Origin of the sequence: Parafrankia sp. EUN1f, from assembly GCF_000177675.1 — a bacterium.
Lineage (GTDB): Bacteria > Actinomycetota > Actinomycetes > Frankiales > Frankiaceae > Parafrankia.
Window position 1 is genome coordinate 1 of the sequence record NZ_ADGX01000170.1, and the last position, 17,760, is coordinate 17,760.

A 17,760-nucleotide genomic window follows, 5' to 3' on the forward strand; every position below is an offset into this window, starting at 1 on the left:
GGACCCGCGCAAGCCGCCGCGCGCGCACGCCTCTGCCGCGCGGCCCGCACCCGCGCGCACCATCCCGCCCAGCGCGCAGGTCGGCGCGCGCACCCTGAGCACCGCAGCGTTTGGAGGTCACATGGAGGCGCTACGCCTCGCCCAGTCCGGTGACGGCCTCGCCGGCATGCCGCTCCCCGAGGAAGGACTCCCCGGGCTGCCCGCGCAGATCCACGCGGTCGCGGTCGCCTTCGCGCACGTGCGCGAAGGCCTCGGCGCCTGGCTTGACACCCTCGACGGCGACGCGCAGATCGACATGGAGGCGATGGGCCCCCTGTGGGAGGCCCTCGACGGCCTGTCCTTCGCGCCCGAGCTCATCGCCAAGGCCGCGAAGAAGGCCGACCTGGTGTACGACCCGCACATCGGCGCAGCCGAGACGGGCCTGCGTGTGCGACCAGACTTCGCCCTGCCCCAGCCAGCCGCGGGTGCGCGCCGGTGAGCGGCCCCTGGTTCGGCCCTGGCGCGCGCGACCGCGAACCACAGCCGCGCGCGGATCCTCCGCTGCCGCGTGCGCGCCGCACGGCACACGCGGAGGGCGGGTGGCTGACCCGTCCGCGCGCCGTCGCGCACACCTCCCGCGCGGACATGCCACGCGCACGCGACTTGCGCGCGGACGTCGCGCCGCTTCCGCACGCGCAGGAGCCGCGCACGCGCGCGGGTGGTCCGCTGCGCCGCGCGCGCCGTTTCCTGTTCCGCACGCGCTACCCGCTCGCCCCGCTGTGGTGCGCGCTGGCCGTCGCGCTCGTCACCGTGCTGCTGCGCGACACCCTGCCGCGCGTGCTCGCCGTGTGCGCGGTGCTCGTGCTGTGGTTCGCCGCCGGCCTGCGCCCAGCGCCCGAGTCGCGCGCGCTGTCCACCCGCCGCGCACTCGCCACTGTCGGGCACGCCTGCGCAGCCTGGGCCGTCTGGGTCATCTGCTGGGCTCCGGACACCGGCACGGCCTCGGGGATGCTGGCTGTCGGCACGCTGGCGGCCTGGCCGTGGTGGTGGCGCAACCATCGCGCACGCGCATCCCGCGCGGCTGGCAGGTTCGCGCGCGCATGGCCGTACGCGGTCGCGCAGCTGCGCCTTGCCGGTGTCGCGCTGCTCACCACCGAACCCGGGGAGGTGGAGGGACAGTGGTCCCACCGGGTCGACCTCGCCGGCCACAGGATCGACAAGCTGATCTCGGCCCTGCCCGACCTCGAAGCGAAGCTCGGCCTTCGCCGCGGGGCGCTGCGTGTCGAACCCGTCCACGCTGACGCTTCCCGCGCGGTGCTGCACGTCGTCGCGGTCGACCCGCTTACCCCACCCGAGGTCGACGCCCAGGGCCAGGACGACGGCATCCCCATGCCGGACCCTGACCCCGACCTGCTGCCCGTCGACCCGTGGCCTGTCGGCCCGTACGAAGACGGCCCGCTGATCGAGCTGCACCTGGGCCAGCACATCCTCGTCATCGCCGGCACCGGCGGAGGAAAGGGCGTGTTCGCGTCCAACCTGATCGCCCAGGCCGTGGCCCGCCGCTGTGTCGTCGTGTGGGCGATCGATTTCAAGGGTGGCCGGCTGGTCGCACGGTGGGGCCGCTGCATCCGCCGCGCCGTCACCAACGCGGAAGGCCTCGACGCGGGCATCCTCGCCGCCCGCCAGCAGCTCGCCGACGCACTCGACGAGGTCGACCGCCGCGCCGCCGCCGGCGCCCACACCGGCCTCGACGGCCACCAGGTCACCGACGACGACCCGCACATCCTCTACGTGATGGACGAAGTCGAACGGCTCCTCGACGACCCGGTGTGCCTCGACCTGGTCCTCCAGCTCACCGACGTCGCCCGCTCCGAGTGCATCACCCTGGTCATGATGGTCAAGAAGGTCACCCGCGACGTCATCCGCAACACCCGCCTCCTCACCAACATCCGCACCCGCGTCCTCCTCGGCATCCAGGACAACCCCGCCGACATCCGCAGAGCCATCCCCAACCTCGCCGACTTCCCCCTGGAGTCCCTCGACCGCCCAGGGAAGGCCCTCATCTACCTCGACGGTCAGACCCGCCCACGCCCAGGACGCATCTGGAACCCCACACCCGACCAGATCGCAGCCCTCCGCGCCCAGTACGAACCCCCCGAGACCGCCACAACCCCCGACACCACCACCGGGACGCAGGAGAAGAGCGAACGTTCGGTCGGGGCTTCGCGCGCGCACGAGGGCGCCCAGGGGCCTGCGGGGCCGGTTCCCGTGGCTGCGGATGCGCCGGCGATGCCGACGGGGGTGCCATCGACGGACCTGGCGCGGCGGCTCCTGGCGTGGGCTGCAGGTGCGGGGATGTCCAGGTCGGAGCTGATGCGGGCGGGGGGCTGGTCGGCGACGTCGACGATGTACGAGCACCTGGCCCCGCTCCGTGGGGATGAGGTGGAGGGGCGGGCCGCGCAGGTGGTGAACGTCCGGCGCCGCTGGTATCTGGTGGAGCACGCCCCGGCGGATGTGACGGTCGGTAGCCAAAACCCTGTTACTGGCGAGTAGAGGTCAGCCGATCCACCGGGCCGAGACCCCGATTCGCGGGCCAGAGCCCCGCACTCGCCGGTAACTATCCACAGAGAGTCACATCGGACGCGGCGAAGCCCCCGAACCCATCCGGGCCGGGGGCTTCGTCGTGCTGGAGGCGTGTCAGCCGCTGGTGAACCGTGCCAGCGTGACCCGGTCCAGTGCGGGGGCGTAGGCGTCCAACCTCGCCGCACTCTGCGCGTCCGGCACGAATCCGGCCGGCTGCCGGGCGCCGCACCCCCGGTAGCAGACCAGCGGGCTACGCGGGGCCCGGATGACCGGGTACCACATGTGGTCGCAGACGTCCGGGGTCGGGGCGCCCGGCAGTGGGCCCGCGTCGTGCGGGTCGACGTCCCACCGGTCGGCCCACAGGAGGGCGAGGCGTTCGGCGTCGTCCGGTTCGCTGGGCATCGCGTCTCCTCGGTCAGCGCCAGTGCCCTCCGGCCCTGCTTCCCCGCAGGGGCCTGCTCCGCAGTGGGGGCCGCCTACTGGTGTCAGCGGCCCAGCGTCACAGACTGGCCGGAAGGCCGGAGTCCAGTATGGTGCCCCCGGCCCGGGGTGGGCGCGGGGGCTCGCAGGCAGGAACGGGGTCAGTACCGGTCCGGGCAGAGGTACGCCGCGTGCTCGCCCGGATGGTCGTCACACTCCTCTTCGACGATCAGCGCCGCGGCGTCGCGGGGCCCCTCCGCAGCCAGGTCCAGGAGGGCGGCCTCAGCGTCTTCCTCGCTGTGGTGGCCGCTGGAGACCACCTCGGCCTCCGGGATCGTGTACACGCCGTACAGGGTCATCTCGGAAGCTCCTACAGCTCGATCACGGCGTCGGCGTCGTCTTCGTCGTACTCGAAGTCGCCGAGCTCGATCCGACGGGCGCAGTGGTGGCACAGGCCCGTGTCGAGCTCGGCAGGCGCCTTCTCTCGGGCCTCTTCGGGGCTGTCGGCCTCGACCTTGACAAGAGCGCTGGCGGTGGTGGTGAACACCACTCCGTAGCGGGGCATCAGACCGTCTCCTCGTCGTCGTGGGCGGTGCAGTCGACCGCGGAGGCGCCCGGGTGGTCCGGGCAGACCTTGAGCACCTCGACGGCGTACGGCTCGACACCGAGCTGTGCGGCGGCCAGGTCCCGCGCGGCGGCCACGCCCTCGGCGGACATGCTGTCGGCCATCGCGCCCACGCGACGGCCGTTGTGGAACAGGCCGAGCAGGTCGGACCGGTCCTGGCGGCGCATCGACTCGTTCATGGCCGGCTTGAGGGTCATCTCAGGGGCTCCTTGTCCGCGGCGGCCTCGTGTGCCGCGCGCATCTCGGCGTAAGACGGGTACATGTCGATGTCGACGCAGGCCCGCCGCACGGCGCCCAGCGGAACGTCACCGAGCATCGCGAGCACGCGCACCCGGAGGTTGGAGAAGCCCTCGACGGCGAGATAGCCACGGCACGGGGTTTCGCCGCCGATCTGGTCGCCGTGGCAGGCCATCACGTCGCGGAAAGCATCGTCGGGTCCGACGGTGCGCTCCAGCCCGCGCATCAGCTCCAGGCTGTAACCAGGGATCGCCGCACCGGTGGGGTCGGCGGAGCGTCGCCAGGGGCAGGTGCCACAGGGCTTTGTGGCCGGGTAGCGCGTCATGGCTGGCCTTTCAGCGGGTGTGGTGAGTGTGTCGGGCCCCCGGGCCTGACACAGACACCGGGGGCTGAGAGGGGTTCAGGTCGGGATGTAGATGTTGAACCGGCACGTCTTGCGGACCACGAGGAACGCGGGCTCGCCGGAGTCCAGCCACTTGCCTTTCAGCGCGAGCAGTCGACCGCCGTCGTCATCCCTGTCGATGTGCTGGTAGTACCGGCCGGTCTCGGAGTCGCGGATGACGTCGTCTGCGCAGATGAGGCCGATGGAGAACCGGCCGAGGAGTTCCAGCTCATCCGGCGGCTTCTGTGATCTAGCCACGTAGCTTCACGCGACCCTGATAGAGCATCACCAGCGCGAATCCCCGGTTCGGCTGACCCCTGTTGACCGCCGTGACGCCAAGGTCTCCGCATGCCTCCAGAGCCTTCCTGCGGGCATCCTTCGGGCTGTATCCGAGGTCAATGAACGACTTCCGGAACTCGCGGTAGGTCATCCGCGCGCCCGACAGGGAAAGCTCGTTGATGTTGTCAGCCGGAGTGTCCCGAAAGATTGTGTCCTTGCTCTCGCCGGCGTTGGTCGTGATCATCTCTCCTGGTCCTCTCAGGGGGTTGGGGGTGCCGTCCCGCACGCTGGCGGGACGGCGGGGAGTGTGCTGCGGGTCAGAAAGGCAGGTCGGGCGCGAACTGGTAGCCGGCCTCGACCTCGACCCGGATCTCGCGGGCGCCGCTGCCCCGGCCGACGGTGTACGGGGTGTTGACCGGGAGCCCCGTCACGATGCGCGTGGTCGGCAACTCCTCGACGTCAGTGACGACGATCGTGGTGCCGGCCGGCGTGATGACGCACTGCTGGCGGATGTACTGGCGGTACCTGTTGAGCATCGGGTTCTCCTCGCGGTAGCGGGTGGCTGTGGGGTGTGGGTGGCCCGGCCGGGTGACGGGTCCGGCCGGTCCCGGGTGAGGGGTCAGGCCGCCCGCAGGTTCGCCGCGTAGCCGCCGCAGACCTGCCGTAGGAACCCCTCGGCGGTCAGGAGACCCAGCGCCAGCCAGGCCTGCCGGACGGTGCAGCCGAGCTCCTGCGCGACCGCGATCTGATCCCAGGCGTGGGGGGTTGGGCTGTCGGTCACGGTGACGAGCACCGCGTCGAGCAGCTCCCGCGCGGTGAGCGCCACCGGCGCGCCGGTGAGGGAGCCGGACCCCCGGCGGGTGCGGCCGGAACGGAACGCGGGCAGGGGAACGGGGGTGATCAGGGTGCGCATGGCGGGGTTCCTCCGGGCAGGTCAGGCGGGTGGGAGTCAGGCCGCGACGGTCAGCCGGACGGCGAGCGTGTGGTAGCAGGCCATGTGCGCCTGGGCGCCCTCACAGCTGCAGTCGGTCGTGGTCGCGTAGTAGGTGCCGCGAACCAGGTGGAGGCCGTGGAAGGCCTTGGAGGGGGCCTTGACGACCTCGCCGGCGGCGACGAGGCGGACGGCCTTCGCGGCCTGCTCGGGGCTGTAGTCCGCCGTCTCGGCGGCAACCTTCTTTGCGCAGGTGGGGCCGATTCCCGCTGCCACGCTCTTAGCGCCGCGAAGCGTCCGGTTGCAGCGGATGCAGCGGGCGGTGTGGGTGGGGGAGGGGGTGTTCGTCGGCATGCGCCAACCATACACACTCACCGTTCAGTCGTGTCCGAGAATGGGCGGATGTGAAGGGCGTCACATCGGCATTGCCGGACACGACTGAACGGTGAGTGTGTGTATGGTGGGCTCACGCCCGAACACGAGGAGGACCACATGGCCGCCACCGCCACCCAGCTCCGCACCGCCGCCGCCCGCATGCAGGCCGACGCCACCGCCTCCCACGCACGCTGCGGCACAGACGGCGCCCTCACCCAGGTGGCAAGCCGCGCGCTGGCAGGCCAGTACGGCCTCCAGGCCGAGATCCTCGACCGTGGCGGCGTATGGGAATTCGCCGCACTGTTCGACCTCAACGGCAACCCGGTGCCCGCGAAGCTCGTCACCAAAGACCTTCCCCGTGGCGGCACCCGCCGCGTGTGGATGCTCCTCAACGACAAGGGCCGGTGCGCTGGCTGGTTCAACCCCTCCCAGGCCGAAAACGTCGAGCGGCGCCGCGCCAACGACGCGAAGAAAGGGTTCTACGTCGGCCGAGTACTCGCCCCCGCGAAGGCCGAAATGGGCGGCAGTCACATCACCACCGTCCGCCGCTACGCCGCCCGCACCGACGGCGGTTACAGCGCCAACCTGGTTGTGCTCGACAACGGCGTTGACGACCGTGCCCAGCAGATCGCCCGCTACCGGGCTCTGTGGGCCGACCACAACGACCCGCAGGCGTACCGGGAGATGGTCCGTATCGAGCAGGCCGCGCACGACGGCGGGTGGATGCGGGCCCTGTTCGACGCCCGCCGCCTCGTCGCCATCGCCAGCAAGTAGCCACCCCGCTGGCCGCCCCACCCCGGGGCGGCCAGCACGCCCACCATGAGAGGACCCCTGCCATGCACGCCACCCCCCGGCACGCCTGCGTCTGCCCGCCCTGCGCCCGTGACCGTCTGCTCCATCTGGCCGGTGACTGCGCCGTCAACTCGCTTCCCGACGGCGGCATCACCATCCGCAACCACGACCCCGCGCCGTACGCAGGCGTGTTCCGCAACCTGCTCGCGGCCGGCGCCCTGGTCCTCGGCCGCCGCGACCCCGACACCGGCATCGCGCCGGTGAGCCTCACCGACCAGGGGGCCGACCTGATCGGCCTCACATGGCCCTGACCCTGTGCGGCCCGCGAAGGACCATCCCCGCGGGCCGCACAGCCATGTGCCGGGACAATCGGCCGATGCGGATTCTCATCACGACGGCAACGGGGCGCGAGGTCGCCGCGGGCGGCAAGTTCGCAGACGAGGCCGCGGCGCGCGCCTGGGCAGAAGCGGAGGTCACCCGCTACGCCGCCACCGTCGGCGACGTTGTCGACGAGGTACCCCCCGGCGCGTTGCAGCTGTCCGCCGCGCTCACCGTCCGCCAGGCCCGCGCGGACCAGCGCGACCACGCGGCCACACAGCCCCCGCCGCCGCTCGACGGCCCCGACCGGCTCCTCGACCTCGACGAGGTCGCCGAACGGTACGGCATGACCCCGGACTCCGCCCGACGGTCGGGGGAGCGGGGCACCCTCCCCGAACCCGACGAAGGATCCGGCCGCACCAGCCGGTGGCGCCTGTCCACTCTCGCCCTGTGGGACCACGAAGCCCCCCTCCGCCGCAGCCGCTGACCCGCGAGAAAGTACTGAACACGAATCGCAGGCTTCGCGAGTCTTGTGGTAGCGTGAGCGCCGTCCGAAGCGAATGGTTGAGGGCTACTTCTTCTGGTGATGTGACGCCTTCGACCGCCTGGTACTCGGACGCCTACGACCCCCCTGCGGGGTACCGAAGCGAAGGGTGGGGATACTTCCCACTGCAAATGGGATCCGGCTCGCGTCGGATCTTGTCTCCTCGCCCACCTGGTACTCGGTCTCCCGCACGGGGGTCGTTCGCGTCCGTACCCCCTGACTTGGGAGGAACGGATGGGCAAGCTCGCGCAGGCGCACCCCCGCGGCGGCCAACACGGCCCCGTACAGACCACCAGCCCGACCCACACCGCGATGGGCGGCGCTGGCTGGTCCCGGGATGTGAAGGGTGAGCTCTTCACCCTCGCGATCACCAACATGGTCGGGGAGGCCACCCACCACGAGGCCGCGTCCGACCGCGACAACCGGTTCGTGCAGCTCATCCACCAGGCCGTCGCCGAGGATGCCAGCTGGGTCGCGCGGCTGATCCCCTGGCTCCGCACCACCGCGAACATGCGCACCGCGAGCATCGTGGCCGCAGCCGAGTACGCCCGCGCCGTCCGCGAGCTCGACCCGGACGCCCGCGCGGCGGCCCCGACGGTCCGCTCCGTCATCGCCTCCACGCTGCAGCGCGCAGACGAGCCCGGCGAGTTCATCGCCTACTGGCTCTCCGGCCGGCCTGGTGCGACCCTGCCCGGCGGTGTCCAGCGCGGCCTCGCTGACGCCGTCACCCGCCTGTACACCGAGCGCGCCGCGCTGAAGTACGACGGCCTGGCACAGCCGTGGAGGCTCGGGGACGTGCTGAACCTCGTCCACCCGAAGCCGTCCGCCAGCTGGCAGGCCGACCTGTACGGCTACGTCCTCGACCGCCGGCATCACAAGGACGGCAAGGCGACCGGCAACCTGCCGATGCTCGCCGCCCGCGAGGACCTCGACGCGATCCCCCCGGCCGACCGTGCCGCCACGCTCGCCTCGTGGGGCCCGGACGCGGCGGGGACGCTCAAGGCCGCGGGGATGACATGGGAGGCACTCGCCAGCTGGCTCGGGGGCCCGCTCGATGCCGCGGCCTGGTCCGCGGTCATCCCGTCGATGGGCCTGTTCGCCAAGGTGAGGAACCTGCGGAACTTCGACCAGGCCGGCGTGCCCGACGACGTCGCGGAGCTGGTCGCCGCGCGCCTGCGGGACGCCGAGCAGGTGAGGAAGTCGCGGATGTTCCCGCTGCGCTTCTACACCGCCTATCGGGAGGTGTCCTCGCTGCGCTGGGCGTACCCGCTGGAGCAGGCCATCGGGCACAGCCTGTCCAACATCCCCAAGTTGCCGGGTAGCACGCTGGTGCTCATCGACCAGTCGCAGTCGATGAGCGGCCGGCTGTCGGACAAGTCGACGCTGAGTCGCGCCGAAGCTGCCGCCCTCTTCGGCCTCGCCATCGGCCTCCGCGCCGAGCACGCCGACGTGTACATGTACGGCTCGACGGGTGCCTGGGGTTCGCAGCGCGCGCGCCATGAGCGGATTGACCTGCCCGCGGGCGCGTCGCTGCTGCCCCTCGTGAAGGCGCACGGCCGCGCGCACATGGGCGGCACGCTCACCTGGACGACGCTCGCGCAGACGTACTCCGGCCACAGCCGGATCGTGATCGTGACGGACGAGCAGGCGCAGGACTCCCCGGGCAAGCTCCCCGACGTCCCGCTCGTCACGTTCAACGTCGGCGGCTACCGGGCCGCGCACGTCGAAGCGGGCCGGAACCGGGTCACCGTCGGCGGGCTGACCGACGCCGGGTTCCAGATGCTCGCCGCGGTCGACGCCCGCGCGGGTGGCGGCTGGCCGTTCTGACCGGAGCAGACAGCGAAGCCCCTGTACGGCCCTCCTGGGCGCCGTACAGGGGCTTCGCAGTACAAAACACGAATCGTGGAATGTACCGTTTATGGGGTGCAGACCCTGGCGCCCGACCCTGAGCTCGAGCTCAAAACCCTGTTGGGTGACCTGTACGTCTCGTACACCGACCCGGACGCCCCCGGCACCGCAAGCCTGCTCAACCGCCTCACCATCGCCTACCGGCATCGCCTCGGCCCCCGCACCCGCGGCGAACGAGGGCATCGGCCACCCGGCCCCCGACCGCCCGGAGCGGACGGCGCGATGCTCGCCCGCGATGAAATCGAGCAGATCGTCGACTGGTGGGCCTACTACCTCCACCCCGGCGAACCCACTCTCACGCGCATGCAGGCCGCGGATCTGCTGCCCACCCTGGCGGTGCAGCAGCGCGCGGGCGAGCTCGCCGATGAGGTCGTCCACGACATCCGTTCAGCGCACCGCGTCGCGCTGCTCGTCCTCGGGATCGTCGCCCCGCCCGTTGTCATCCGCGGCGCCTGGTGCCCGGCCTGCGAACGGCAGTCGATCTCAACCGATCTGAGCGCCACCGAAGGCAAGTACTGGTGCGGCAACGGCGGATTCGCGCCCGGCGCCTGCCACGACGACGCCCGCTGGCCTGACTGCCGCGACCCTGACACCGGCATTCTCGCCTGCCGCCGCAGCCCACGCTCTCGCAGGCACTGCCACTTCTACGACCACGCCGACCTCGACCGGCTCCGCACTCCACCCGCGTCCCGGCGGTCCCTATGACCGCAGAGGCGCAGATGTGCGGTGCGGGCGACGGTCTTGTCGAGCCCGGCAGCGGACGGATCCCCGGACAAACCTGGTGGCACAACAAGCCTGCATGCCAGAGGGCTCGACGCCAACCGGACCTGCCACTGGTCAGCGCTTGCACCAACTGTGCCGGGGAGTACTGGCCCCGAAAGGCGGATCCACTGGTCTCCGGACTGTGCGGCCGACGCGACTGTCTGAAGATCCGCCGAAGACTCGAGCGTGCCATCCGCCAGCGCGCCATGCAGCTGCTCGCACAGGAGAACCCCAGGCGGATGGCCGAGCTGTCCCGCCAGGTGGCCGCGCAGATGGCCGCCGAGACACAGGAGCGCGCCGCGTGACCACCCGCTTCTCGGATCTTGCCCTTGCCACTGCCGCGTTCCGTGTGCTCGGTGACGCTGTCCAGCGCGCGGCGCTGCAGGCACGCCAGCTCGCCGCGACCGCGCGCCGGCCAGACCCCTACCAGGACGGCCGTCCCCGCTGGATGACCCCCTACGGACCGCCCAGGAGCACCTGCTGATGCCCGCTGACGTCCTGCCCGCCTCCGACGGCAACGGCGGCCTGGTCGCCAGGTACAACCAGTGGGTCGGCCTGTACGGCATGGATCGTCGTCTCGACTGGTCCCATCCCGGCTACCTCACACCAGCGTGGGCGCTCGACGACACCGTGCCCCCGCTCGGCCCGCCGAACATCTGGGACTACGTCGAGACCGGCCGGCGCTTCGCCACCGGGTGGGCTTGGCCCCTCACCCGCGCGGAGGCCCGCGAGACCACATTCACCCTCGCCGGCGAGCAGCTCGCCGACGGATTCGCGGACCACCTCGCCAGCCACGTCACCAGCCGGCTCGGCCGGTACGCCGCGGACGAGCGGCTCATCGTCCGTGTCGGCCCACGGATCTGGTGGTACCGCGACCCGTACCTGAACACCCTGGTTTGCCACGCCGTCGCTCTGGTCGAAGCCGACCGAGACGACGCCCCCGAACGGTGGGTCACCCCACCCACGGTCATGCCCGGGATGGACACGTGATCCGCCCGGAACGGCCCTCGGACGAGGTCCTCGCCGCGATCGAAGCCGTCCTCGACGAGCACACCCCCGGTCCACCCGAACCACCCGGACCGCTCCCTGACCCCTCAGCCGACTTCTGGGAACTGAACGCGATGCGGTGGATGCCCGAGGAGCGGCAAGTTCAGCTTGCCACCGCCGAGGAGACAGCCCGCCAGCGTCGCGAGGAGCAGTACCAGCGCATCATCGCCGCTTGGCAGGACGGTGTCGCCAACCGCTGGCAGGAGCCGCACCGATCGGACGGCACCGAGACCGCAACCCGCCGCCTTGTCGACGACTACGTCAGGGACCTGTACTCCGGCGGCCCGTCGCCCGTCTCCACCACACCGTCCGGCCCGCTGACGTGGGAGGACGTCCGGCGCATGTGGGCTTCGCTGCCCGACAGGCCCCGGCCACCCGACCGGATCCAGTTCACCGCCGGCACTCTGCGCGCGGGCATGGACCGTATCGCCGCGAACAACCGCTACAGCCGGATGATCATGCCCCGTGAGCGCGTGTTCGCCGAAGCCGACACCGCCGCCGCGCTGGAGTACCTGACCGCAGCACGCCACGGCCACGGCCTGATCGCCGTCCTCGCCTGCAGCGAATGGGACTTCGACCGGTGGCGCCAGGAATGGAACCTCCCCGACCACTACCGGGAGGTCTTCTACGTCTCGGACACCCAGTGCGGACCGCAGCGGCTCCGCGGGGTGGAGGTCCTCGCCACGGTTGTACTCAACGGCTTCGAGGTGCACCCCCGGAACCGGGATCTCTCCGCGGCGGTGATGGCCCGGATGCGCCCGATTGCCCGGGACAGGCCGACGCCCAGGGTTCGCGGCATGAGCGCGGGCCCGGCCGTCATGGACGAGGCGGTCACGTTCCGCGCGGGTGGCCGCGCCGCCGGCCGAACCACGGCTCTCCGCGACGCCGTCCGCGGTGTCCCTCACGCCTGGGTGGGCCGGGACGGCACCGTCACCTACCCGAACGCGACCCCACCTGGCCGGTTGGTCACGATCGCCGGTCACTGCTGGTGCGGCAGCCGGGTCTCCGAGCTCAAGCGGCGCGCCGGACGAATCGAGATGGACGGGCCGGTCGAACCCGACACCACCCGGGTGTTCCCGTGCGGGCATCGCACCGCGACCGTCCGCGTGCAGCAGATCGGTGACCGCCACCTGATGTGGTTCCACCCCCACCCCCGGAGCTGCCAGTGAGCGCATCACCCGTCCGCGCCGACTTCGCGCTCCTGGAGTTCGACGTCTACCGCGAACCGCCGGACTGGGTCCGAGTCGGCCCCACGGAGTCAATCCGGCTCCAGGGCCACCCGGTGACCGTGACGCTCACCGCGCGCAAGCCGTGGGGTGAGGTCACAGTCTCCGCGACCGGGTGGGGGCCGAACGACACCTCTCTCGCCGGCTGGCAGGCGTTCACCCAGCTCGTCTCGCTCAAGCGCGGAGTCGTCCGCCTTGACCGCGCGTACCTCGCCGGCCGCTGGGAGACCACGGCCACCGAATGGGAAGGCCCCACCATGTCCGACAACGTCACCACCCTGACGTCCAAGCCGGCACCGATGACCCTCGCGGAGATGGTCGACGAACTGTGCCGCCGCGCCGACGCAGACGAGCTCGCCGACAACCTCGCCGGACAGCTGAACCGGTCCCTGCTGCGCCGCGCCGGGCAGAGTGCCCGCGCGGCCACGAGCACGCTCCGCGGCCTGAACGCGGACGCGAAGCGGGCCCTGCTCGCCGAGCACGGCATCAACTTCGACGCCCGGCCAGCGTGGGAGCGGCACGGCATCGCTCTCTGGTGGGACCTGTACACGAAAACTGGCTGGGATCCGGTCCGGAACGTGGAGACGACGACGGAGCGCAGGCGGGTGCACGTCGCACGGAACCTGACCGGCGGCGCTGACTGCAGGGCGATAGCCGCGCGCATCCTCGGGTGGGCCCTGTGACCGCGCCTGTCAGCTGAGCGGCGCGGTGTGCTCAGTCCAGTGGTGGCCGTCCCACCAGCGGCTACAGGGCTGGCCGTTCGGGTCGCGGTACCAGCCGGCCGGCACGTTCGACGGAGGGGGCGGGGGTGGTGCTGACTGATATGGGGCAGGGGCTTGAACGGCGACCGGGGCGGCGTATGAGTTGCCCTGGGGCACGCCTCCCCGGTCGTGGAGGGACAGCTTGTGCCCGCAGGCGGTGCAGTTCGGGGTGAACGCTTGGACCGCCGCGACGCCACCAACCGTCATGAGGTTGGCCACGAGCTTGCCTTGCCGGCGGCCGAACTCGGCGGCCCCGCTGTTCGTGCACCGCTTGCAGTTGTTGCATCCGGTGTGTACGCGCCCCGCCATGTGGCAGCCCCCCGTCGCGTGGTCCTTGAAAGACCCGAGGGTAGGGATCGAACAGGTGTGCGCCCCGCAAGGGCAGGTGAATTGGCTGTCCGTTGACCATCTTCGGGCAGGTGCTGGAAGGCCTCGCTTGCCGCCCTCCCGGAGCGTTGTGTAAGGTGAAGACACCTGCCACAGGTGTCTTTCAAGCCCGGAGGTCCGATGCGACCACCGGGCTTTCTTGTGCTCGCAGAGATCTGCCACTGGCTCGGCCACAACCCGCAGCGCAACCACGCCGCCACCCGCATGCTGCTCCGGCGGCGCGGGATCGAACCCGCCGCCCAGCTCACCACCGGCCACCGGCCGCTGCTGTGGCGCTGGGAAGACCTGCAACCGCTCGCCGCGCGGATCCCACGGGCCGACTGGGCTCGCGAAGCCGCCTGACACTCGACCCGCAGGGGAGGCCCGATGGCCGCCCGCGCGTCCGCCCTGACCCGCCTCTCGGACGGTAAGAAGTGCGGCGCGGCCACCACCACCGGCGGCCGGTGTAAGAACAACCTCAAGCCCGGCCAGTCCCGCTGCTGGCGGCACAAGAACGGCGGCGCGAAGCCCACCCCGAAGCCGTCCGGCGGCCCGCGGGTCCGCTGGTACGACGAACGCGGCAAGCAGACCAAGAACCGCGGCGTCGAGGTGGCAACCCCGTCCGGGCGGAAACTCACCGTCTTCGCCGGCGACATCCGCCAGGGTGATGTGCTCGCCGGCTACCGGGTGGAAAAAGTCGAACTGGGCAGCACGAAGGGGACGGTCCGGGTCCACGTCGGCAACGGCGTCCGCATGATCGGCCGGGCAGACCAGCCCGTCGACATTGTCCGCGGCGGCGACAGCGGGGCCAGCCCCGGCGACCCGACCGTCCGACCGTCACCGGGCGCGAATCCCGCAAAGCTGAACATCGACGACGCGCGGCGCCGTATCGCGGAACTCCGCGCGCAGATCGGAAACCCGGCAGATATCGGCTGGCGGAACGAGCTCATCGACGGCCCCAACGTTTTCCGGATCCGCCTGGAACGGGACCACGCCGAACTGGAACGAAAAATGGCCGAACATCGAGAGGTCATCGACCTTATAGAACGCGGCCATTGGAACAAGCTTGCGCGGCGTGACGATTCCAGCGATGAATACATAAACCTGTTCCAGGCCCTTTCTCGCATCCGTGACATGCGGGAAAGCCCGGCATCTCGCGAATACGCCCTAGCGAGCCTACGAAACTCAATGGAGCAGGCTCGAAAGGACGCGGCGGAGCATCAGGAAGCGATCCGGCTGATGTCGACTCGGCGGGTCCCGGACGTCTCCGACCACGACGAGCAGATTCCCGGTGATGACACACTGGCGAAGGTCGACGCCATCCGGCGCGCTGGCGAGCTAGTCATGGACTTGGTCGAACGCCGCACGGCTGAACTTGTCGGTGACCCCGACCACGATCCCGACGGCTTCCGCATCCTCACCGCAGCCCGCCGTGCTGCGTTCGAACGTCGTGACGCCATCGATGCCAACCTCGACCCTGACGGCTTCGAGGAGGCCGACCAGGCTGCAGCCGCCGCGTCAAAGGCGTACACCGACTACATGAGGATCCGCATCCGCATGGTGGCCCAGCGCCCGGAAGCGCAGCGGGATATCCTCTCCCGCCTCCGGCCGTTCGGGGGTGCCCTCGACTACGCGGACAGCGTCTCACCGGCCGGCAAAAGAACCGTCGACGCCGCGCTACGGAACTTCCCCGCCGAGTGGGTTGACCGGGCCCGAGGTCGCCAGGCCGATGTCGTCACCTTCGACGAACTCGCCGGCCGCAACCTACCCGTGACCGGCCGGGCCTACTACTCCGGCAAGGGGAACCGGATCGTGGTCCGTGACGGAGATACCCGGATCGCCACACACGAACTCACCCACATGATGGAAGAGAGAGTTCCTGGCCTCGCCGCCGCACAGTGGGCCTACCATGCGTATCGCAACACGAGCGAAGAGGTCGACGGCAAGAGGACCTGGAGCCCTGCGGGGCAAAAAATGCGTCTCGCCGATGCGGCCCCAGACTCCGCATACCGCAACGATGAAATCACCCGCAGGGACTCGTTCGTCAACCCCTACACGGGCAAGGTCTACAGCGAAGGACCTGACGCCCTCCACTGGGAAGTCGCGTCCATGGGTAGCGAGTCATTCGAATCCGACCATTCCGTGATCCGAAACGATCCGGACCTGGCCGTGTTCATTCTCCGCCTGTGGGCTACGCTGTAACCATGTGGACCGCAAAGGGCACCCTCGACGGTCTCATCTCCGATCTAACCCTGGTCTGGGATGGCGGCCTGCTGGACTGGCCCGCCGATGTTCTCCTAATCGCCGCGGAAGCCGCTGCGGCTGGCACCGAGGTCGTCATCACCGCGCCGAACGTCCGTCGGCCACTGAACCTCGACGATGAACTCGCCGTCGCCTTCTGGCTGCGCGAGCGAGGCATGACCCTCACTGGCGACCTTCCGAAAGCCCCCGCAGTTCGGGGTGCGTACGACCCTGACCTGATCTACTAGCCGCGGCTGGGAGCCGCCCGACAGCACAGCGCCAAACGCGCGGCCACCCGAACCCCACCGGTGTAGGGACCTGCGCGTACGAGCGTGAGGGAGCCGCCCTGTGGCTTCCCGCGCTACCCCTTTCACTGACGCTGACGTCGAACGGCTCCGCGAGCTCCACACCGCCGGCATGTCCTGCGGTGCGATCGCCCGCCAGATGGGCCGCTCCCGCTCCACGGTCTCCGAGCATGCGAAGCGTCTCGGCCTGGCGTTCGACGGGCCACCAGCCGAAGCGACCGCGGTCAAGGCGGCGACGAACCGGGAGATGCGCGCCGACCTGATCCGGCGCATGCTCCGCCGGGCCGGCGCGGTACTCGACCGGCTCGAAGCCGACACCTACCAGCATCGCATCACCACCGGCGAGGCCTCCTACATCGTCAGTGACCCTGTGGTGCCGGCCGCGGATGAGAAAGCCCTGTCCGGGGCTATCGCCTCGTACATGCGGACCGCGATGGAAGCCGAGAAGCTCGACGCCGCGGTGGGCGACACCGACGGCCGCAGCATGCTGGAGGCCCTGGCGGACGGGCTGAAGGCCGTTGCGCGGGCGCAGAACCCGGTGGTCGGGCCGGACGATGAGCCCGACGGCTGACCTGCCCCTGCCCCTGTCCCCGAAACAAATCCGATCCGTCGCCGAGTCGCAGGCCCGCCTGAACATATGGACCGGGTCCGTGCGATCCGGCAAAACGATCAGTTCGCTGTTGCGATGGCTGATCTACGTGGCGAACCCGCCCCGCGGCGGCGCCCTGGTGGTCGTCGGGAAGACCCTCGACACCGTTTACCGGAACTGTTTCGGCCCGCTGCAGGACCCGAGCCTGTTCGGTCCGATCGCCCGCCTGGTCAAATACACCCGCGGGGCGAGCACGGCGACGATCCTCGGTCGCCCCATCGAGATCATCACAGCGAACGATGCCCGCGCGGAAGGTCGCCTCCGTGGTCTGACCTGCGCAGGCGCCTACGCGGACGAGCTGACGCTTCTCCCCGAAGAGTTCTTCCAGCAGCTGTTGGCACGGTGCAGTGTCCCGGGTGCCAAGATTTTCGGGACGACAAACCCCGACGGGCCGCAACACTGGCTCCGGAAGAAATTCTTGCTGCGCGTAGGTGACCTCGACCTGGCCACCTGGCATTTCACGCTCGACGACAATCCCGCTTTGGATCCGACCTACGTCGAGAACCTGAAAAAGGAATACGTCGGCCTCTGGTATAAGAGGTTCATTCTCGGCCAATGGGTGATGGCCGAGGGTGCGATTTACGATATGTGGGACGAGGACACCCACCTGGTCGACCGTCTGCCGAGCATCGAACGTTGGCTCGCCCTGGGCGTGGACTACGGCACGGTGAACCCGTTCTCCGGCCTGCTGCTGGGGCTGGGGAACGACCGGCGGCTGTACCTGACGCACGAGTGGCGCTGGGACTCGAAGCTCGAGCGGCGCAGCCTGACTGACTCGCAGTACTCCACGAGGGTCCGCGAGTGGCTGACCGCCCTGGACCTGGGGATGAACGCCCCCGCCCGGGTGGATCCCGAGTGGTTCATCGTCGACCCGTCCGCGGCCTCCTTCAAGACCCAGCTGTTCTCGGACGGCGTCGCGAACGTGATGGGCGGCGACAACGACGTGGTGTCCGGGATCCGGACCGTCGCGAGCCTGCTCGGGAACGACCGGCTGCGGGTGCACCGGCGCTGTCAGGGCTGGATCGACGAG

The 17,760-nt window shown here is 70.4% G+C and carries 27 protein-coding genes; 16 read left to right on the forward strand and 11 right to left on the reverse strand.

From position 1 onward, the window contains the following. Both FREUN1FDRAFT_RS32350 and FREUN1FDRAFT_RS32355 read left to right on the forward strand, forming a co-directional pair. Nucleotides 1-478 (forward strand): hypothetical protein (locus tag FREUN1FDRAFT_RS32350; protein WP_232295517.1); only part of this gene is annotated, 478 nt, incomplete at its 5' end. After that, entirely contained in the window at nt 475-2,532 is a 2,058-nt protein-coding gene (locus FREUN1FDRAFT_RS32355) for a hypothetical protein (protein WP_006544556.1), read from the forward strand. The genes FREUN1FDRAFT_RS32350 and FREUN1FDRAFT_RS32355, both read left to right, overlap by 4 nt. A 144-nt stretch (nt 2,533-2,676) precedes the next feature. Here the strand turns inward: FREUN1FDRAFT_RS32355 and FREUN1FDRAFT_RS32360 are convergent, their stop codons facing one another. The 10 genes from FREUN1FDRAFT_RS32360 to FREUN1FDRAFT_RS32405 all read right to left on the reverse strand — a co-directional run bounded on the left by FREUN1FDRAFT_RS32360 (nt 2,677) and on the right by FREUN1FDRAFT_RS32405 (nt 5,790). Continuing rightward, on the reverse strand, nt 2,677-2,964 hold the full coding sequence (locus tag FREUN1FDRAFT_RS32360; protein ID WP_006544557.1) for a hypothetical protein: 288 nt from the start codon (nt 2,962-2,964) through the stop codon (nt 2,677-2,679). 179 nt (nt 2,965-3,143) lie between these two features. Then, nucleotides 3,144-3,341, reverse strand: coding sequence for a hypothetical protein (locus FREUN1FDRAFT_RS32365; protein WP_006544558.1), 198 nt, complete (start codon nt 3,339-3,341; stop codon nt 3,144-3,146). 11 nt (nt 3,342-3,352) lie between these two features. Further along, nucleotides 3,353-3,547 (reverse strand): hypothetical protein, encoded by a 195-nt coding sequence (locus tag FREUN1FDRAFT_RS32370; RefSeq protein WP_006544559.1) that lies wholly within the window; start codon nt 3,545-3,547, stop codon nt 3,353-3,355. Further along, a complete protein-coding gene (locus FREUN1FDRAFT_RS32375; protein WP_006544560.1) occupies nt 3,547-3,804 on the reverse strand; it encodes a hypothetical protein in 258 nt (85 codons plus the stop codon). The genes FREUN1FDRAFT_RS32370 and FREUN1FDRAFT_RS32375 overlap by 1 nt, the downstream gene beginning before the upstream one ends. Further along, entirely contained in the window at nt 3,801-4,169 is a 369-nt protein-coding gene (locus tag FREUN1FDRAFT_RS32380) for a DUF6283 family protein (RefSeq protein WP_006544561.1), read from the reverse strand. Before FREUN1FDRAFT_RS32380 ends, FREUN1FDRAFT_RS32375 begins: the two co-directional genes overlap by 4 nt. Before the next feature lie 75 nt (nt 4,170-4,244). Next, nucleotides 4,245-4,484 carry a hypothetical protein gene (locus FREUN1FDRAFT_RS32385; RefSeq protein ID WP_006544562.1) on the reverse strand — a complete coding sequence of 80 codons (240 nt, stop codon included), beginning with the start codon at nt 4,482-4,484 and terminating at the stop codon, nt 4,245-4,247. Then, nucleotides 4,477-4,749, reverse strand: coding sequence for a hypothetical protein (locus tag FREUN1FDRAFT_RS32390; protein WP_006544563.1), 273 nt, complete (start codon nt 4,747-4,749; stop codon nt 4,477-4,479). Before FREUN1FDRAFT_RS32390 ends, FREUN1FDRAFT_RS32385 begins: the two co-directional genes overlap by 8 nt. 73 nt (nt 4,750-4,822) lie before the next feature. Next, the gene (locus FREUN1FDRAFT_RS32395; RefSeq protein ID WP_006544564.1) at nt 4,823-5,041 is read right to left on the reverse strand and encodes a hypothetical protein; all 219 of its coding nucleotides are present in this window, start codon (nt 5,039-5,041) and stop codon (nt 4,823-4,825) included. An 83-nt stretch (nt 5,042-5,124) separates the two neighbouring features. Further along, nucleotides 5,125-5,418, reverse strand: a complete 294-nt coding sequence (locus FREUN1FDRAFT_RS32400) for a hypothetical protein (RefSeq protein ID WP_006544565.1) — start codon at nt 5,416-5,418, stop codon at nt 5,125-5,127. Nucleotides 5,419-5,454: 36 nt separating this feature from the next. Then, nucleotides 5,455-5,790, reverse strand: coding sequence for a DUF6011 domain-containing protein (locus FREUN1FDRAFT_RS32405; RefSeq protein ID WP_006544566.1), 336 nt, complete (start codon nt 5,788-5,790; stop codon nt 5,455-5,457). Nucleotides 5,791-5,928: 138 nt separating this feature from the next. On the opposite strand from FREUN1FDRAFT_RS32405, the gene FREUN1FDRAFT_RS40365 reads away from it, so the two are divergent. The 9 genes from FREUN1FDRAFT_RS40365 (at nt 5,929) to FREUN1FDRAFT_RS40370 (ending at nt 13,091) form a co-directional block, all read left to right on the forward strand. Beyond that, complete coding sequence (locus FREUN1FDRAFT_RS40365) at nt 5,929-6,585, forward strand: hypothetical protein (protein ID WP_006544567.1); 657 nt, start codon at nt 5,929-5,931, stop codon at nt 6,583-6,585. Nucleotides 6,586-6,647: 62 nt separating this feature from the next. Beyond that, nucleotides 6,648-6,914 (forward strand): hypothetical protein, encoded by a 267-nt coding sequence (locus tag FREUN1FDRAFT_RS32415; protein ID WP_006544568.1) that lies wholly within the window; start codon nt 6,648-6,650, stop codon nt 6,912-6,914. A gap of 65 nt (nt 6,915-6,979) precedes the next feature. Continuing rightward, entirely contained in the window at nt 6,980-7,408 is a 429-nt protein-coding gene (locus FREUN1FDRAFT_RS32420; protein ID WP_006544569.1) for an AlpA family transcriptional regulator, read from the forward strand. Nucleotides 7,409-7,699: 291 nt separating this feature from the next. Next, on the forward strand, nt 7,700-9,292 hold the full coding sequence (locus FREUN1FDRAFT_RS32425) for a TROVE domain-containing protein (protein WP_006544570.1): 1,593 nt from the start codon (nt 7,700-7,702) through the stop codon (nt 9,290-9,292). Nucleotides 9,293-9,388: 96 nt separating this feature from the next. Beyond that, nucleotides 9,389-10,078, forward strand: a complete 690-nt coding sequence (locus tag FREUN1FDRAFT_RS32430; RefSeq protein ID WP_035955681.1) for a hypothetical protein — start codon at nt 9,389-9,391, stop codon at nt 10,076-10,078. Nucleotides 10,079-10,436: 358 nt separating this feature from the next. Continuing rightward, nucleotides 10,437-10,619, forward strand: coding sequence for a hypothetical protein (locus FREUN1FDRAFT_RS32435; RefSeq protein ID WP_006544573.1), 183 nt, complete (start codon nt 10,437-10,439; stop codon nt 10,617-10,619). Beyond that, nucleotides 10,619-11,125 (forward strand): hypothetical protein, encoded by a 507-nt coding sequence (locus FREUN1FDRAFT_RS32440; protein ID WP_006544574.1) that lies wholly within the window; start codon nt 10,619-10,621, stop codon nt 11,123-11,125. The genes FREUN1FDRAFT_RS32435 and FREUN1FDRAFT_RS32440 overlap by 1 nt, the downstream gene beginning before the upstream one ends. Then, the gene (locus FREUN1FDRAFT_RS32445; protein ID WP_006544575.1) at nt 11,122-12,351 is read left to right on the forward strand and encodes a hypothetical protein; all 1,230 of its coding nucleotides are present in this window, start codon (nt 11,122-11,124) and stop codon (nt 12,349-12,351) included. Before FREUN1FDRAFT_RS32440 ends, FREUN1FDRAFT_RS32445 begins: the two co-directional genes overlap by 4 nt. Beyond that, nucleotides 12,348-13,091, forward strand: a complete 744-nt coding sequence (locus FREUN1FDRAFT_RS40370) for a hypothetical protein (RefSeq protein WP_006544576.1) — start codon at nt 12,348-12,350, stop codon at nt 13,089-13,091. The genes FREUN1FDRAFT_RS32445 and FREUN1FDRAFT_RS40370 overlap by 4 nt, the downstream gene beginning before the upstream one ends. 9 nt (nt 13,092-13,100) lie before the next feature. Here the strand turns inward: FREUN1FDRAFT_RS40370 and FREUN1FDRAFT_RS42325 are convergent, their stop codons facing one another. Continuing rightward, nucleotides 13,101-13,478: a DUF2510 domain-containing protein gene (locus tag FREUN1FDRAFT_RS42325; protein ID WP_006544577.1), complete on the reverse strand. Its 378-nt coding sequence runs from the start codon at nt 13,476-13,478 to the stop codon at nt 13,101-13,103. Between the two features lie 198 nt (nt 13,479-13,676). Between FREUN1FDRAFT_RS42325 and FREUN1FDRAFT_RS32455 the strand changes: the two genes are divergently transcribed. The 5 genes from FREUN1FDRAFT_RS32455 to FREUN1FDRAFT_RS32475 all read left to right on the forward strand — a co-directional run. Beyond that, nucleotides 13,677-13,898, forward strand: coding sequence for a hypothetical protein (locus FREUN1FDRAFT_RS32455; RefSeq protein ID WP_006544578.1), 222 nt, complete (start codon nt 13,677-13,679; stop codon nt 13,896-13,898). Between the two features lie 24 nt (nt 13,899-13,922). Next, nucleotides 13,923-15,737, forward strand: coding sequence for a hypothetical protein (locus tag FREUN1FDRAFT_RS32460; RefSeq protein WP_006544579.1), 1,815 nt, complete (start codon nt 13,923-13,925; stop codon nt 15,735-15,737). Nucleotides 15,738-15,739: 2 nt separating this feature from the next. Beyond that, on the forward strand, nt 15,740-16,024 hold the full coding sequence (locus tag FREUN1FDRAFT_RS32465; protein ID WP_006544580.1) for a hypothetical protein: 285 nt from the start codon (nt 15,740-15,742) through the stop codon (nt 16,022-16,024). 100 nt (nt 16,025-16,124) lie between these two features. After that, nucleotides 16,125-16,652: a GcrA family cell cycle regulator gene (locus FREUN1FDRAFT_RS40375; RefSeq protein WP_006544581.1), complete on the forward strand. Its 528-nt coding sequence runs from the start codon at nt 16,125-16,127 to the stop codon at nt 16,650-16,652. Nucleotides 16,653-16,731: 79 nt separating this feature from the next. Beyond that, a partial coding sequence (locus FREUN1FDRAFT_RS32475; protein ID WP_198144543.1) for a PBSX family phage terminase large subunit occupies nt 16,732-17,760 on the forward strand: 1,029 nt, incomplete at its 3' end.

Excerpts from the sequence above, each read along its gene's own strand:
- FREUN1FDRAFT_RS32395 (WP_006544564.1), bottom strand. The coding sequence starts at position 5,041 with ATGCTCAACAGGTACCGCCAGTACATCCGCCAGCAGTGCGTCATCACG.
- FREUN1FDRAFT_RS42325 (WP_006544577.1), bottom strand. The coding sequence starts at position 13,478 with ATGGCGGGGCGCGTACACACCGGATGCAACAACTGCAAGCGGTGCACG.
- FREUN1FDRAFT_RS32455 (WP_006544578.1), top strand. The coding sequence starts at position 13,677 with ATGCGACCACCGGGCTTTCTTGTGCTCGCAGAGATCTGCCACTGGCTC.
- FREUN1FDRAFT_RS32420 (WP_006544569.1), top strand. The coding sequence starts at position 6,980 with ATGCGGATTCTCATCACGACGGCAACGGGGCGCGAGGTCGCCGCGGGC.
- FREUN1FDRAFT_RS32380 (WP_006544561.1), bottom strand. The coding sequence starts at position 4,169 with ATGACGCGCTACCCGGCCACAAAGCCCTGTGGCACCTGCCCCTGGCGA.
- FREUN1FDRAFT_RS32370 (WP_006544559.1), bottom strand. The coding sequence starts at position 3,547 with ATGCCCCGCTACGGAGTGGTGTTCACCACCACCGCCAGCGCTCTTGTC.
- FREUN1FDRAFT_RS32400 (WP_006544565.1), bottom strand. The coding sequence starts at position 5,418 with ATGCGCACCCTGATCACCCCCGTTCCCCTGCCCGCGTTCCGTTCCGGC.
- FREUN1FDRAFT_RS32390 (WP_006544563.1), bottom strand. The coding sequence starts at position 4,749 with ATGATCACGACCAACGCCGGCGAGAGCAAGGACACAATCTTTCGGGAC.
- FREUN1FDRAFT_RS32465 (WP_006544580.1), top strand. The coding sequence starts at position 15,740 with ATGTGGACCGCAAAGGGCACCCTCGACGGTCTCATCTCCGATCTAACC.
- FREUN1FDRAFT_RS32415 (WP_006544568.1), top strand. The coding sequence starts at position 6,648 with ATGCACGCCACCCCCCGGCACGCCTGCGTCTGCCCGCCCTGCGCCCGT.
- FREUN1FDRAFT_RS32360 (WP_006544557.1), bottom strand. The coding sequence starts at position 2,964 with ATGCCCAGCGAACCGGACGACGCCGAACGCCTCGCCCTCCTGTGGGCC.
- FREUN1FDRAFT_RS40365 (WP_006544567.1), top strand. The coding sequence starts at position 5,929 with ATGGCCGCCACCGCCACCCAGCTCCGCACCGCCGCCGCCCGCATGCAG.
- FREUN1FDRAFT_RS32405 (WP_006544566.1), bottom strand. The coding sequence starts at position 5,790 with ATGCCGACGAACACCCCCTCCCCCACCCACACCGCCCGCTGCATCCGC.
- FREUN1FDRAFT_RS32365 (WP_006544558.1), bottom strand. The coding sequence starts at position 3,341 with ATGACCCTGTACGGCGTGTACACGATCCCGGAGGCCGAGGTGGTCTCC.
- FREUN1FDRAFT_RS32440 (WP_006544574.1), top strand. The coding sequence starts at position 10,619 with ATGCCCGCTGACGTCCTGCCCGCCTCCGACGGCAACGGCGGCCTGGTC.
- FREUN1FDRAFT_RS32425 (WP_006544570.1), top strand. The coding sequence starts at position 7,700 with ATGGGCAAGCTCGCGCAGGCGCACCCCCGCGGCGGCCAACACGGCCCC.
- FREUN1FDRAFT_RS32375 (WP_006544560.1), bottom strand. The coding sequence starts at position 3,804 with ATGACCCTCAAGCCGGCCATGAACGAGTCGATGCGCCGCCAGGACCGG.
- FREUN1FDRAFT_RS32460 (WP_006544579.1), top strand. The coding sequence starts at position 13,923 with ATGGCCGCCCGCGCGTCCGCCCTGACCCGCCTCTCGGACGGTAAGAAG.